At 72.7% G+C, this 13,719-nt stretch carries 13 protein-coding genes; 3 read left to right on the top strand and 10 right to left on the bottom strand.

The window, feature by feature from the left end; all coding sequences use genetic code 11:
• Positions 1-39 precede the first annotated feature (39 nt).
• On the bottom strand, positions 40-636 hold the full coding sequence (locus BLR33_RS25000; RefSeq protein ID WP_407639721.1) for a hypothetical protein: 597 nt from the start codon (positions 634-636) through the stop codon (positions 40-42).
• Positions 637-727: 91 nt separating this feature from the next.
• On the bottom strand, positions 728-1,660 hold the full coding sequence (gene miaA / locus BLR33_RS24995; RefSeq protein ID WP_093786857.1) for a tRNA (adenosine(37)-N6)-dimethylallyltransferase MiaA: 933 nt from the start codon (positions 1,658-1,660) through the stop codon (positions 728-730).
• 298 nt (positions 1,661-1,958) lie between these two features.
• Here miaA and BLR33_RS24990 point away from each other — a divergent pair, with 298 nt between their 5' ends.
• Positions 1,959-2,186: an antitoxin gene (locus tag BLR33_RS24990; protein WP_093786856.1), complete on the top strand. Its 228-nt coding sequence runs from the start codon at positions 1,959-1,961 to the stop codon at positions 2,184-2,186.
• 212 nt (positions 2,187-2,398) lie between these two features.
• Here the strand turns inward: BLR33_RS24990 and BLR33_RS24985 are convergent, their stop codons facing one another.
• Together BLR33_RS24985 and miaB are read right to left on the bottom strand one after the other, a co-directional pair.
• Positions 2,399-3,103: a class III extradiol dioxygenase subunit B-like domain-containing protein gene (locus BLR33_RS24985; protein ID WP_093786855.1), complete on the bottom strand. Its 705-nt coding sequence runs from the start codon at positions 3,101-3,103 to the stop codon at positions 2,399-2,401.
• A 23-nt stretch (positions 3,104-3,126) separates the two neighbouring features.
• A complete protein-coding gene (gene miaB / locus BLR33_RS24980; RefSeq protein WP_093786854.1) occupies positions 3,127-4,632 on the bottom strand; it encodes a tRNA (N6-isopentenyl adenosine(37)-C2)-methylthiotransferase MiaB in 1,506 nt (501 codons plus the stop codon).
• Positions 4,633-4,747: 115 nt separating this feature from the next.
• Here miaB and BLR33_RS24975 point away from each other — a divergent pair, with 115 nt between their 5' ends.
• A complete protein-coding gene (locus BLR33_RS24975) occupies positions 4,748-5,779 on the top strand; it encodes a TAXI family TRAP transporter solute-binding subunit (protein WP_093786853.1) in 1,032 nt (343 codons plus the stop codon).
• A 138-nt stretch (positions 5,780-5,917) separates the two neighbouring features.
• Here BLR33_RS24975 and BLR33_RS24970 read toward each other — a convergent pair whose 3' ends face one another.
• Both BLR33_RS24970 and BLR33_RS24965 read right to left on the bottom strand, forming a co-directional pair.
• Positions 5,918-7,342: a sensor histidine kinase gene (locus tag BLR33_RS24970; protein WP_093786852.1), complete on the bottom strand. Its 1,425-nt coding sequence runs from the start codon at positions 7,340-7,342 to the stop codon at positions 5,918-5,920.
• 25 nt (positions 7,343-7,367) lie between these two features.
• Positions 7,368-8,111 carry a response regulator transcription factor gene (locus tag BLR33_RS24965; RefSeq protein ID WP_093786851.1) on the bottom strand — a complete coding sequence of 248 codons (744 nt, stop codon included), beginning with the start codon at positions 8,109-8,111 and terminating at the stop codon, positions 7,368-7,370.
• A gap of 354 nt (positions 8,112-8,465) precedes the next feature.
• Between BLR33_RS24965 and BLR33_RS24960 the strand changes: the two genes are divergently transcribed.
• On the top strand, positions 8,466-10,196 hold the full coding sequence (locus tag BLR33_RS24960; RefSeq protein WP_093786850.1) for an FAD-dependent monooxygenase: 1,731 nt from the start codon (positions 8,466-8,468) through the stop codon (positions 10,194-10,196).
• A gap of 115 nt (positions 10,197-10,311) precedes the next feature.
• Here the strand turns inward: BLR33_RS24960 and recX are convergent, their stop codons facing one another.
• The 4 genes from recX to BLR33_RS24940 all read right to left on the bottom strand — a co-directional run bounded on the left by recX (position 10,312) and on the right by BLR33_RS24940 (position 13,639).
• A complete protein-coding gene (recX, locus tag BLR33_RS24955; protein WP_093786849.1) occupies positions 10,312-10,986 on the bottom strand; it encodes a recombination regulator RecX in 675 nt (224 codons plus the stop codon).
• Positions 10,889-12,025: a recombinase RecA gene (gene recA / locus BLR33_RS24950; RefSeq protein ID WP_093786848.1), complete on the bottom strand. Its 1,137-nt coding sequence runs from the start codon at positions 12,023-12,025 to the stop codon at positions 10,889-10,891. Before recA ends, recX begins: the two co-directional genes overlap by 98 nt.
• A gap of 206 nt (positions 12,026-12,231) precedes the next feature.
• The gene (locus BLR33_RS24945; RefSeq protein ID WP_245771645.1) at positions 12,232-13,356 is read right to left on the bottom strand and encodes an AI-2E family transporter; all 1,125 of its coding nucleotides are present in this window, start codon (positions 13,354-13,356) and stop codon (positions 12,232-12,234) included.
• Between the two features lie 88 nt (positions 13,357-13,444).
• The gene (locus BLR33_RS24940) at positions 13,445-13,639 is read right to left on the bottom strand and encodes a DUF3046 domain-containing protein (protein WP_093786846.1); all 195 of its coding nucleotides are present in this window, start codon (positions 13,637-13,639) and stop codon (positions 13,445-13,447) included.
• Positions 13,640-13,719 lie beyond the last annotated feature (80 nt).

Here is a 13,719-nt window from a genome sequence, read left to right as displayed (position 1 = left end):
GGGGCATGGCACAAGGGGTGCGGAATGCGGCCGGGCGTGTCAGCGCAGCCGGGCGACGCGCCAGACGGCGAGGACGGCCAGGACGGCGATCACGGCGGCGTACCCGGCGACGTAGCGCCAGTCCGCCCTTCCGCCCGAGCCGCGGGCCGGCAGTCCCGGCCAGGTCTGGCCGACCCGCCGGGCGGCCGTCAGGCCCCAGCCGGCGGCGCACCCGCACAGCAGCAGGCCGAGCATGGCCACGACGGGCCCGGCGTCGCCGGACTCGAAGGCGAGCGGAAAGGCGAACATCAGCGAGCCGCCGACGGCCAGCACGACGATGGGCGCGAGCTGCCAGATCCTCAGCCTGCGCGGCGGCCGCAACTCCCGGAAGGACTCCGCCCCTTCGAGATCCGGCAGCGGCTCGCCCGCCTCCAGGGGGTCGATGTCGTCCAGAACGCCCAGGGGCTCCAGCCGCTCCAGACGGTCGAGCCGGTCGGCCGGCTCCCCGGGATCGAGGGGGTCGAGGCCGTCGAAGGGGTCCCCGCCATTGCGGGGATCGGGTAGCGGGTGTGAGTCGTGTGACTCCTGGGACGTGCCAGGGTCCGCCGATGTGTCGCGCCCCGATGGGGTGTCGCGTGGGCCGGCTGCCATCGCCACGCGCCCTCCCATGCGTCCGACACCGTAGCTCGAAGCACGATGATGGCACGGTGAAAGGGCCCGCCCGGGACACCAGGACGTCCCGATGCCATCACGTGATCAGGCTGTGACCGCTTCTTGGAGCTTGTTCGGCCAACGCCAGCGCCTGCTCGGTGAGTTCCGTTCCGCGGGCGGTGAGCCAGTGCACCCGCGGGTCGCGCCGGAACCAGGACTCCTGCCGCCGGGCGAAGCGCTTGGTGGCCCGTACGGTCTCCGCGCGTGCCTGCTCCTCGGAGCTGTCGCCGGCGAACCAGGCGAGCACCTGCTGGTATCCGAGGGCCCGTGAGGCGGTGCGGCCCTCGCGCAGGCCGACCGCCTCCAGGGCGCGCACCTCAGCCACGAGCCCGGCCTCCCACATGCGGTCCACCCGGGCGGTGATGCGCTCGTCCAGTTCGGGGCGGGGCACGCCGACGCCGATCTGCACGGTGTCGTAGATCGACTCGTGGCCCGGCAGCCCCGCGGTGAAGGGCTGCCCGGTGATCTCCACGACCTCGAGGGCCCGCACGATGCGGCGGCCGTTGCTGGGCAGGATCGCCTGGGCGGCCTTGGGGTCCACGGCCGCGAGCCTGGCGTGCAGGGCGCCAGGGCCGCGCATCTCCAGCTCCTCCTCCAGCCGGGCGCGGACGGCGGGGTCCGTGCCGGGGAAGTGCAAGGCGTCGATGGCGGCGCGCACGTAGAGGCCGGAGCCGCCGACGAAGACAGGAACGCGGCCCTCGGCGTGGAGCCGGTCGATCTCCGCACGGGCCAGCAGCTGGTACTCGGCCACGCTCGCCGCCTCGGTCACCTCCCAGACGTCCAGGAGGTGGTGGGGCACCCCCTGCCGTTCGGCGGGGGTGAGCTTGGCGGTGCCGATGTCCATGCCGCGGTAGAGCTGCATCGAGTCGGCGTTGACCACCTCCCCGCCCAGCGCCCGGGCCAGGGCGACGCCGAGGTCGGACTTGCCGGCCGCGGTCGGACCGACGACGGCGATGACACGCTTGTTCACCCTGCAAGTCTCCCAGACGCCGGCCCTCGGCCACTTTCCGGTGATCTCCGCCGCCGTCCCGCCCGACCTCCCCTAGCTGTCGCCGGCGCGGGCGGCCACGGGGCCGGTGCCGGGTTGTCCACAAGCCCGATCGGCTGCCGACGCGAAATCCGGGCGGCACGGGTATGGTCGTCAGTGGGTGACGGAATGCACCCACTTGGCGTGTTTTGCGCCTTGGTACGTGGATGGGACGGCGCACGTCGGCGGCCAAACGGCCGCCCGCCCGCCGCTTCGACGGATTCCCAGGAAGGGTGCCCGGATGAGCCTCATGGACACGCTCAAGGAAAAGCTCGGCATGTCGAAGGGCAAGGCCGACGACATGGTCAGGGAGCACGGCGACAAGATCGACCAGACGTACGACAAGGCCGGCCACGCCGTGGACCAGAAGACCGGCGGCAAGCACAGCAGCCAGATCGACTCCGGTGTGGAGAAGGCCAAGGACGCCACACATGACTACGGCGAGCGGGGTCGCGACTCCGGCGCCTGACCGCCCGTGCCCGACCGGCCGGGGCCGACGGGCCCGGGCCGGGTGCGGGCCTCCCACGGACCGGACGGCCGCGGACCTCCACCATCCGCGGTCCGTCCATGTCTGGTGTGCGAACGCTTGCGGCGCTCGACGTCGCCGCTGCTCGGCGGGGCTCCTCGCGGGAAGCCGCGGGTCCGCTGGCTCGGCGCTTTGCCTGTGCGTCCAGGCTGCCCCTACGTCCAGGCTGCGACGAAGTAGCCGACACCGTAGGGCGCCGCGTCGTACAGCAGCTCGCCCTCCAGTCCGGCGCCCTGGGCCGCTCCGGCCAGCACCTGCCAGGGCGCCCGCCCCGCCACGAGGAGTTCGCGGGCCAGCTCGGGATCAAGGGCGGTCAGAGCGTCCACGTCGGCCGCGGCCAGCGCGTCGGCGACGGCCGCGTCATAGGGCTCGGCCCGCTCGTCGAGATAGCCGGGCGCCTTGACCGTACGGCACGCGCTCCCGTCGCCGAGCACCAGCAGCACGACCCGCTCCCCCGAGGCCGCCAGCTCCCGCCCCGCCTCGGTGCAGCGCTCGGCCGCAAGGCCGCCGTCGACGCCGAGCCCGGTCACGGGAGCCGCGTTCCAGCCCCGCAGCAGCCAGGCAGCCACCGCCAGCGAGGACGGCAGTTGCGGGGGTGCGGCGGGATCCCCTTGGCCGAGCCGCACCTCGAGCGGCACTCCGAAGGCGGCGAAGGACCCGCGCGTCCCGGCGGGGATGTCCACCAAGCCGCCCGTCTCGGACGGCCCCACGGCCACCAGCCGGTCCGGCCGGGCGGCCGCGAGCACGCCCACGACATCCGCGCAGGCGGACCGCAGGTCGTCCAGCTCCGGCGCGGCCCCGGCCGCGACCTCGGGCACGAGCAGCGGCGGGCAGGGGCACACGGCGGCAGCGACGAGCATGATCGGAACCCTACCGGCGGGGCTCAGTCCAGGGCGCAGCCACCCGCGGCCACAGGGGTCTGCGGCACGGCGGGCGCCCCGATGGTCGGCAGGCCGAGCATGACGCCCGCGGGCTTGGCCGGCGCGCTGTTCCGCCGCTCCCAGGCGTCCCCTGCGCGGGTGCGGCGCACGGCAAGCGGCGGCTTCTCGGCGAGCAGGTGGTGCGGGGCCCCGTAGGTGATCTCGACCGTCACCATGTCGCCGGGGCGCACCTCCTCGGCGGGCCGCTCGAAGTGCACCAGCCGGTTGTCGGGCGCACGGCCCGACAGGCGCTTGGTGGCGTCGTCCTTGCGGCCCTCGCCCTCGGCGACCAGCACCTCGAGGGTGCGGCCGACCTGCTTCCTGTTCTCCTCCCAGGAGATCTCCTCCTGCAGGGCGACCAGCCGCTCGTAGCGCTCCTGGACCACGGCCTTGGGAATCTGGCCGTCCATCTCGGCGGCCGGCGTGCCGGGGCGCTTGCTGTACTGGAAGGTGAACGCCTGGGCGAAGCGCGCCTCGCGCACCACGTGCAGGGTCTGCTCGAAGTCCTCCTCGGTCTCGCCGGGGAAGCCCACGATGATGTCGGTGGTGATCGCGGCGTCGGGCATCGCGGCCCGCACCTTCTCGATGATGCCGAGGTAGCGGTCCTGCCGGTACGAGCGGCGCATCGCCTTCAGCACCCGGTCCGAGCCGGACTGCAGCGGCATGTGGAGCTGGTGCATCACGTTGGGCGTCTCGGCCATGGCGGCGATCACGTCGTCGGTGAAGTCGCGCGGGTGCGGCGAGGTGAAGCGGACCCGCTCCAGGCCCTCGACGCCGCCGGTGGCCCGCAGCAGCTTGCCGAACGCCTCGCGGTCGCCGATGTCGGAGCCGTAGGCGTTCACGTTCTGGCCCAGCAGGGTGACCTCGACGACGCCCTCGGCGACCAGGGCCTCGACCTCGGCGAGCACGTCGCCGGGACGCCGGTCCTTCTCCTTGCCGCGCAGCGCGGGCACGATGCAGAACGTGCAGGTGTTGTTGCAGCCCACCGAGATCGCGACCCACGCGGCGTAGGCGGACTCCCGGCGTGAGGGGAGCGTGGAGGGGAAGGTCTCCAGCGACTCCGCGATCTCGACCTGCGCCTCGTCGGCGACACGGGCCCGCTCCAGCAGGACCGGCAGGCTGCCGATGTTGTGGGTGCCGAAGACGACGTCGACCCATGGGGCGCGCTTGATGATGGTGTCGCGGTCCTTCTGGGCCAGGCACCCGCCCACGGCGATCTGCATGCCCGGCCGCTCGGCCTTCTTCGGCACGAGACGGCCGAGGTTGCCGTAGAGCCGGTTGTCCGCGTTCTCCCGTACCGCGCAGGTGTTGAACACGACGACGTCCGCCTCGTCGGAGCCCTCCGGGGCCCGCACATAGCCCGCGCCCTCCAGCAGGCCGGCCAGCCGCTCGGAGTCGTGGACGTTCATCTGGCACCCGTAGGTGCGGATTTCGTAGCTCCGTGGGAGAGCGGTGTCCTGCGCGGTCATGCACCCCAGGGTAAGCGCTCCCCCGGACATCGCCGTACGGGGTTAAGGGGTCTGCCCGGGCGGTCGTGCGGGCGGCCCTTCCGTGTCGCCGCCCCGGCTGGCAGGATCGCGGGGCATGGACCTCTCCCACCTCGGCGGACGGCTACGGCGGCTGGGCGCGCCGCTGCGCGGGCGGGTGGCCGCCCGCCGGGTGCTGCAGGGGGCGCTGGCCGCCGCCTCGGCGCTGGCGCTGCTGGTGTGGTGGCTCCTGGCCTCGGAGGGGCCCTCGTACCCCAAGGCGCCGATCTCGCTGGCGACCGGGGTGTCCAACGGCGTCTACGAGAAGTACGGAGTGCTGCTCAAGGCGGACCTGCGCACCGCGCTGCCAGGGGTGCGGGTCGGCCTGGTGCACACCGCGGGCTCGGTGGAGAACATCGAGGACGTGGTCTCGGGGCGGGCCGACTTCACCATCGCGGCCGCCGACGCGGTGGAGGCGTACCACGGTCCGGGCAAGAACGACCTGCGCGCCTGTGCGCGCCTCTATGACGACTACATGCAGCTCGTCGTCCCGCGCGACTCCAGGGTGCAGTCCACACGGGACCTGCGAGGGCTGCGGGTCGGCGTGGGGCAGGCCGGCTCGGGCGTCAATCTGATCACCAGGCGGTTGCTGACGGCGGCGGGCCTGGACATCGACAAGGACATCACCGCCGTGCCGGTCGGCATCGACCAGGCGCCCTCGATGCTGCTGCACGGCAAGCTCGACGCCTTCTTCTGGTCGGGCGGGCTGCCGACTGCCGCGGTCGCCGCCATGGCGGCGCCGGTGGACCGCATCCGCCTGGTGCAGCTCGGCGACCTGGTGGCCAAGCTGCACGCCATGGGTCCGGAGATGGCGTACTACCGCCAGGCGATGATGCCGGCCGACGCCTACCCCAAGGTGCAGGACGGGCAGGCCATAGCGACGATCGCGGTGGCGAACCTGCTGGTCACCACCGACCATGCGAACGCCGGCCTGGTGCAGCGGCTGACCAAGGCGGTGATCGACAGCCGGGACTCGATTGGCAAGGTCGTGCACGCGGCACAGCTGGTGGACCTGCGCACGGCTGTCTTCACCGATCCGCTGCCGCTGCACGAGGGTGCCGAGCGGTACTACCGGTCGGTGAAGCCCTGACCGCGCCTGTCTGGAGGCGAACTGGGCGAGCATCCAGGGTGCGCGTCCTGGTGCTCAGGCGCTTGCGCTCAAGTGCTTGCGCTCGCCGCCTGATGCCCGACGCCTTGTGCTCGGCGCCCGCTGCTCGATGTCCAGTGCTCAGCCCGCCCCCACAGGTGCCGTACGCGGCACCGTGAGCGTCACTTCCAGGCCGCCAGGGTCGCCGTGCGCGAAGCCGATCGCTCCACCACTTTGACCGAGCAGGGCGCGCGCGATGGACAGGCCGAGCCCTGAGCCGTGGACGTTCTGGTGGCGTGCGCTGCGCCAGAACCGGTCGCCCACACGGCCCAGTTCGTCGTCGGTGAGACCGGGCCCGCCGTCCGCGACCAGGATGGCGACGTGTTCGTCCTCCACCCGTATCCCTACCGCGACCCGCCCCTGCGGGGGCGTGAACTTGATCGCGTTGTCCAGCACGGCGTCCAGGGCGCTGGACAGGGCGACGCCGTCCGCCCACCCGTCGACCGCCTTCTGCGGCGGCGACCCGAACTCCAGGGTGACGCCCTCGCGGTCCGCGACCGGGCGCCAGGCGTCGACGCGAACGCGCGTCAGGGCGGCGATGTCGGTGACGGCGAGATGGCGGCCGGAGTTCTCGGCGACCGCGAGGCCGAGCAGGTCGTCGAGCACTTGGGCCAGCCGTCTGCCCTCCTCCTTGACCGACTCCGCCTCCATGTGGCCGTCGGGCAGCTCGAGTCCCAGGAGCTCGATGCGCAGCAGGAGGGCCGACAGCGGGTTGCGCAGCTGGTGGGAGGCGTCGGCGACGAAGGCCCGCTGCTGTTCCAGCACGGCCTCCACGTTGTCCGCCATCTCGTTGAACGAGCGCACCAGGCGGCGCAGTTCCGGTGGGCCGCCCGAGCCCTCCACCCGGGACTTCATCCGCCCGGTGGCGATGTCGTGGGTGACCCGGTCCAGCGTCTCGATCGGCAGCAGCACCCAGGCGGTCAGGCGGACGGCCAGCAGCACCGCGATCGCCATGGCGGCCAGCTCCCCGGCGATCAGCAGCAGCCACCCGTGCAGGATGCGGGCCCGCAGCGCGCCGGTCGGGGAGTCGGTGACCACCACCGCGACCACGTCGCCGTCGCGCACGATGGGCGAGGCGATGGCGAGCATGCGGTGCTGCCAGGGCCACACCTGCCGCGGATTGTGGGCGCGGCGGCCGAGCAGCGCCGCCTCGTACGCCTCGTAGAGCTCGCCACTGGCGGGGACGCGCCAGTTGTCGGGGGCGGCCGCCATGGCGGAGCGGTCGCGGTAGAAGACGCCGGCCTTGATGCCGTACAGCTGCTCGTAGCGGGCGAGTTCGGTGCGCAGGGTGTGCAGGCGCTCGTCGTCGTCCGGGGAAACGGTCGACTCCTCGTCGCGTGCGGTGACGAACTGGGCGACGGCCGCGAAGCGCGTGGTGTCGTCGATGCGGTCCACGACGACGCGCTGCTGCTGGGCGGCGGCCTGACTGGCCGCCAGCGGGAAGCCGAGCGCGAGCAGCACGCCGGCCATGAGCATGATCAGCAGCGGGAGGAGTCGTGAGCGCACGGTCGGTGTCCCCTGGTTCCGCGGGTCAGGCAGCGGGGACGACGAGGCGGTAGCCGACGCCCCGGACCGTCTCGATCATCGCCGGGATGCGCAGCTTGGAGCGCAGGGAGGCGACGTGCACCTCAAGGGTGCGCCCGGTGCCCTCCCATGCGGTCCGCCACACCTCGCTGATGATCTGCTCGCGGCGGAAGACGACGCCGGGGCGCTGGGCGAGCAGTGCCAGCAGGTCGAACTCCTTGCGAGTGAGGGCCACCGGGTCGCCGCCGACGCTGACGCGTCTGCTGGACAGTTCGATGGCCACTTGGCCGAGCACCAGGCGGGTCTCCTCGGCAGGGGCGAGGTCGGTGACCACGGGGCTGCCGTGGGGCGGTGTGGGGGCGCCCTGGGCTGCGGCCGGCCGCAGCGGCGGGCGGCGTCCGACGGCGTGGATGCGGGCGAGCAGTTCGCCGATGTCGTAGGGCTTGACCACGTAGTCGTCCGCGCCGAGGTTGAGCCCGTGGATGCGCGAGCGGACGTCGGCGCGGGCGGTGACCATGATCACCGGGGTGGTGCTGCGGCGCCGGATACGGCTGCACACCTCGAAACCGTCCTGGTCGGGCAGCCCGAGGTCGAGCAGCACGCAGTCGAACTCCGGGCCGCCGTCGGGCAGCAGCGCCTCCAGCGTCTCCTCACCGTTGCGGGCGTGCCGGACGTCGAAGCCGTGCCTGCCGAGCACGGCCGACAGCGCTGCGGCGACCCGGTCGTCGTCCTCCACGAGCAGAAGCCGCATGCGTCGCCTCCTCGTCATCCCATGTGTATGCCTGGTTCGGCTTGTGTTGCGCCCCGGTTCCCTGCGAGCGTGTTGTCTCGCAGGTCCGGTTGCCCCACAAGAACCGCCGGACCCCGGCACGAAGCGCCTGTGGAATCGAATCCACCCCGATCCGCCCCCGGTGCGTCAAGGGGGTACAGGCTCACGTACGGGACCGTTACCCACCCGGTACGCATCCGGAGCGCCACGGGGTGCGCCTCCTGAGTACCCGGCGTGCCCACCTCGCACCGCGCCGACGTGCGACCGTCGCTTGACGCGGGATGACGCAGTGGGTTGCATACGCTTTGTGACCGCAACTCTTCCCGGGGTTCCTGCGTGGACCCGGTGATCGTCGCGGGGGCGGGTCCTGTCGGCCTGACCCTCGCTCTCGCGCTGGCCCGCAGGGACGTCCCCGTCATCCTCATCGACGAGGCGGAGGTCCTCGCCGACGCGGAGGGCCTGCGGCAGGCCAGGACCGCCGTACTCGGCCCGCGGGCCGTGGCCCTGCTCGACCGCCTCGGCCACCGGCGGCTGCGCGAGGACGGCGCGGCCTGGACCGGCTGGCGTACGGTGCGGCGCCGCGCGGAAGTGCTGCGGCTGGAGTTCACCCCGGAGGAGGCGCCGGTCCACGTCAACCAGCAACTCCTGGAGAAGGGTCTGCGGGACACGCTGCTGACCTGCGGCGCCGTACGGATCGTGCCCGGCTGCCGGATCGACGTGGTGGAGCAGGACGCCCGCGGCGTCACCGTGCACACCCAGGGCGCCCAGGAGACCTGGTGGCGGGGCAGCTTCCTGGTGGGCTGCGACGGCCCGCGCTCCACCGTGCGCAAGCTGCTCGGCGTACGGTTCCCCGGCCGCACGGCCGTCGACCGGCACGCGGTCGCCGCGGTCAAGGCGCAACTGCCCGAACCCGGCGTGGCACTGCTGCACCGCGACCCGCCGGGCGCCCCGATGGGGCAGGAGATCACCGCCCGCCCGCTGCCCGCCGGGGTCTGGCGGCTGGACTGGCAGTTGCCGATCCAGGGCCGCCGGCTCACCTCCGACGCCCTCGTCGAACGCGTCCGCGCGGCCCTCACCGCCTGGTGCGGCCAGGTGGTGCCCTACGAACTGCTGGGCTCGGCGGACTACCCCGTGCACCAGCGGCTCGCTCGCAGCTGGCGGGTGGGGCGGGCCTTCCTCGCCGGTGACGCCGCCCACCTGATGGGCGCCCTCGGGGCCCAGAGCATCGAGGAGGGGCTGCGCGACGCCGAGAACCTCTCCTGGAAACTGGCCTTGGCCTTCCACGACGGCGCCTCCGACATCCTCCTCGACAGCTACGAGATCGAGCGCAGGGGCGCCGTCGGCACCCGGCTGCGCGCCACCGACCAGGTCCTGCCGCTGCTGCGGGCGAGCGGCGCCTGGCAGGCCGTCCGGCACACCCTGCTGTCCGGCTCGACCCGGGACCAGGCCGAACTGCTGACGGACAGCCACCTCGGCCGTAACGAGGCCGCCACCTCGATCTACGCCCGCTCGCCGCTCGCCGTCCCCGCCCAGCGCGGCGGCAAGGCGGCCGCTCCGAGCCCCGCCGCTGCCTGCGCCACGCCACCGGGCGGGGTCGTCAGCGATGTTGCCGTCACGGCCCTGGACGGCACCGTGGGGCGCCTCAGCGAACGGCTCGGCCGTGGCCTGGTCATCCTCCTGATCGCGCCGGGCACCGGCGTCTGGGACTCCCGGCACTGGCTGAGGGCGGGTCTGATGCCGCGCCTCGCCTCGGCCGTGAAGGCCCTGCCGACCCGCGCGGAGCTGCTGGTGGCCGAGGCGTATCCGGGCGCCACCGCGCACACGGTCCTGCTCATCCGGCCGGACGGGCACTTGGTGGCCGCCATGATGGGCTGCCGGCCCGCCGAGCTGTACTCCTACGCCGACCGTGCCCGTGGCGGTCCGCCCGCCGCCGCACTCGGCGGTGGAGCGGGGGGTGAGGGTGTGCCGGGCCCTTCCGGGGCGGCCGATGAGGCGGTCGCTGCCGACGGCGCGGACGAGCGCGCGAAGGGCTCCCCCGGCCATCAGGTCAGTGGGCGTACCGGTTAGCCGCCGGCAACCGCCGCCGCGCCCGCACCGCGCCGGCCGGCCAACCACCCGTCAGCCGCGTCGACGCCTCTGCGGGCATCGCCGTCGGCGCGGAGGGCCGCAGGGTGCGGCTCCACTATTCGTGCTCCCATACCCACGGCTCCTCCTCTCCTTCATCGGTGCCCTCTTCCGCGAGGGCGTCGCGAACCACCCGCAGGGCCAGGCCCTCCGGGTATCCCTTGCGGGCGAGCATGCCCGCAAGGCGCCGCACCCGCTTGTCGCGGTCGAGCCCGCGGGTGCCGGGCAGCCGGCGCAGCACCAGTTCGCGGGCCCGCTGCTCCTCCTGCTCGTGGTCGAGCAGCCCGACGGCCTCGCTCACCAGTTCCGCGTCCACTCCCCTGGTGCGCAGCTCACGGGCGAGGGCGCTGCGTGCCAGGCCGCGGCCGCGGTGCCGCGACTCGACCCAGGCGTTGGCGAACGCCTGGTCGTCGATGAGGCCGACGTCCTCAAAGCGCTCCAGGACGTGCTCGGCGACCTCGTCGGGGATCTCCCGCTTCCGCATGGCGTCGGCGAGTTGCTTGCGGGTGCGGGGTGTCCCGGTGAGCAGGCGCAGGCACAGTGCCCGCGCCTGCTCCTCGGGCTCGAGCGGCGGCTCTTGCGAGGCCCTCGACTCGGAAGAACCGCCGCGTCTGCGGGGGTTGCGCTCCACGGCGTCAGCCCTTGGCGGCGGTGGCCTTGGTCGCCTTCTTCGGGGCGGGGACCTCGGCCTTGGCGGGCTCGGCCTTGGCCGCGGCGGCCGGGTCGGCCGCACCTGCCGCGTCCGCGCCCGGCTGCGCGGCCGGAGTCTCGGTCTTCGGCACGCCGACGCCGAGCTTCTCCTTGATGCGCTTCTCGATCTCGTCGGCGAGGTCCGGGTTGTCCTTCAGGAAGTTGCGGACGTTCTCCTTGCCCTGACCGAGCTGGTCGCCCTCGTAGGTGTACCAGGCACCGGACTTGCGGACGAAGCCGTGCTCCACACCCATGTCGATCAGGCCGCCCTCGCGGCTGATGCCCTGGCCGTAGAGGATGTCGAACTCGGCCTGCTTGAAGGGCGGCGCGACCTTGTTCTTGACCACCTTCACGCGCGTGCGGTTGCCGACCGCGTCGGTGCCGTCCTTCAGCGTCTCGATCCGCCGGATGTCGAGGCGGACGGAGGCGTAGAACTTCAGCGCGCGGCCACCGGTCGTGGTCTCCGGGGAGCCGAACATCACGCCGATCTTCTCGCGGAGCTGGTTGATGAAGATGGCGGTGGTCTTCGACTGGTTGAGCGCGCTGGTGATCTTCCGCAGCGCCTGGCTCATCAGGCGGGCCTGCAGGCCCACGTGCGAGTCGCCCATCTCGCCCTCGATCTCCGCCCGCGGCACGAGGGCTGCCACGGAGTCGATCACGATGAGGTCGAGTGCACCGGAGCGGACCAGCATGTCCACGATCTCCAGAGCCTGCTCGCCGGTGTCCGGCTGGGACAGGATCAGGTTGTCGGTGTCGACGCCCAGCGCCTTGGCGTAGTCGGGGTCGAGGGCGTGCTCGGCGTCCACGAACGCCACGGTGCCGCCGGCCCGCTGGGCGTTGGCCACCGCGTGCAGGGTGAGGGTCGTCTTGCCGGAGGACTCCGGGCCGTACACCTCCACGACGCGGCCGCGGGGCAGCCCGCCCACGCCGAGCGCCACGTCCAGCGCCGTCGAGCCGGTGGAGATCACCTCGATGGGCTCGTTGGGCCGGTCGCCGAGCCGCATGACAGCGCCTTTGCCGAACTGCCGTTCAATCTGTGCGAGCGCGGCGTCGAGCGCCTTCTCGCGGTCGTTTGCTGCCATGGGTTCCACCCGGGATGTCTGGTTCGATCGCTTCACGTCCACGACGCTAGCGCCTGCCACTGACAATGCGCCCGGACGTCGCCCCGGACCTGTGGATAACTCCGTTCGCGGCCACCGGAACCACCCGGTGCCGCCGCGGCGCGATCCGCCCGGCAGACCCATGAGAATGGATGTTCGAATTCCGTGTCAAGCGACTCGCCCACCGCTCACTCCTCCGGCTCGGCGGACCCCACGACCTCGTAGCGCCGCACGTACGCGGAGAAGAAGCCCTGCAGGGTCGCGGTCGCCGGGATCGCGATCAGCGCCCCGACCGCGCCGAGCAGGGCGGTCCCGGCGATCACCGAGCCGAAGGCCACGGCGGGGTGGATGTCGACGGTCCGCGCCGTGATCCGCGGCTGCAGCAGGTAGTTCTCGAACTGCTGGTAGACCACGACGAAGCACAGCACCCACAGCGCGTCCCACGGGTCCTCGGCGAAGGCGATGAGGATCGGCAGCGCGCCGGCCAGGTAGGTGCCGACGGTGGGGATGAACTGCGAGACCAGTCCGACCCACACGCCGAGGGCGGGCGCGTAGGGCACGCCGAGCACCTGCAGCAGGATGTAGTGCGCCACGCCGGAGACCAGGGCCATCAGGGCCCGTGAGTACAGGTACCCGCCGGTCTTGGCGACGGCGATGTCCCAGGCCCGCAGCACCTCGGCCTGACGGGCCGGCGGCAGCATCGAGCACAGGGTCCTGCGCAGCCTCGGCCCGTCGGCGGCCAGGTAGTAGGTGAACAGCAGCACCGTGAAGAGCTGGAAGAGCGTGCCGAGGACCGTGGCGGAGATCCCCCACACGCTGGTGGCGCCCTGCGCCAGGTAGGTGCGGACCCAGTCGGAGTGCACGAACCTGTCGCGGAGCCTGCCGGTGTCCAGCTTGGTGTGGAAGGTGCGGTTGACCCAGGCGACCACGTCGTCCACGTACTGCGGGAGGTTGTGCACGATGGTCCTGATCTGGTCCACCAGCAGGGAGCCGAGGGCGAGCAGGAACAGTCCGGCGGCAGCGAACACCACCAGCATCACGAGCGCGGTGGCAAGACCCCGCCGGACGTGGCGCCGGGCCATCCAGTCGACGGCGGGCTCGATGGCGAGCGCGCAGAAGAAGGAGACCAGCACGTTGACCAGGAGGCCGACGAGCCGGTCGAACACCCAGTGCGCGAACTGGTAGAGGGCGAAGAGCGAGAGGGCCACGGCGAACGCGCGGGGCAGCCAGCGCGGCATCCGGGGGCGCGGCGGGCTCGCCCCGGCGGCCGACGCGCCGTCATCCGGCTCCGGAGTCCCGTCGCTGCCTGCCACAGGGCAAGTCTGTGACGATCCGGCCGCCAAGTCCTGACGTCAGGTCATCCGCGCAGCTCAGGGGCGCGTGCAGGGGTGATACGAGGAGTCAGCGGCGGGACTGGGGAACATCCATCGCGGCGCAGACGGCCCGCCAGACGTCCTTGGCCTCCCACCCGTCGTCAAGCGCCTGCAGGACGGTGCGGCCGCCGAGCTCGGACATGACGTGGTCGCGTGCGAAGGAGTCGGCGTAGGTCTCGCCGAAGTGGGCGCGCATCCGCTCCCAGAAAATGGTCAACCGCATGGGTGCCAGTATTGCTCGCCTCCGGGCGGTAAGCCGCACCCGCCCGGAGGGCGGCCCTTACTCGCGCTCCTGTCAGCGGG

Origin of the sequence: Actinacidiphila guanduensis (assembly GCF_900103985.1) — a bacterium.
GTDB classification, from domain to species: domain Bacteria; phylum Actinomycetota; class Actinomycetes; order Streptomycetales; family Streptomycetaceae; genus Actinacidiphila; species Actinacidiphila guanduensis.
The sequence above is the reverse complement of the archived record's forward strand: the minus strand, read 5'-3'. Positions and strand labels throughout refer to the sequence as shown.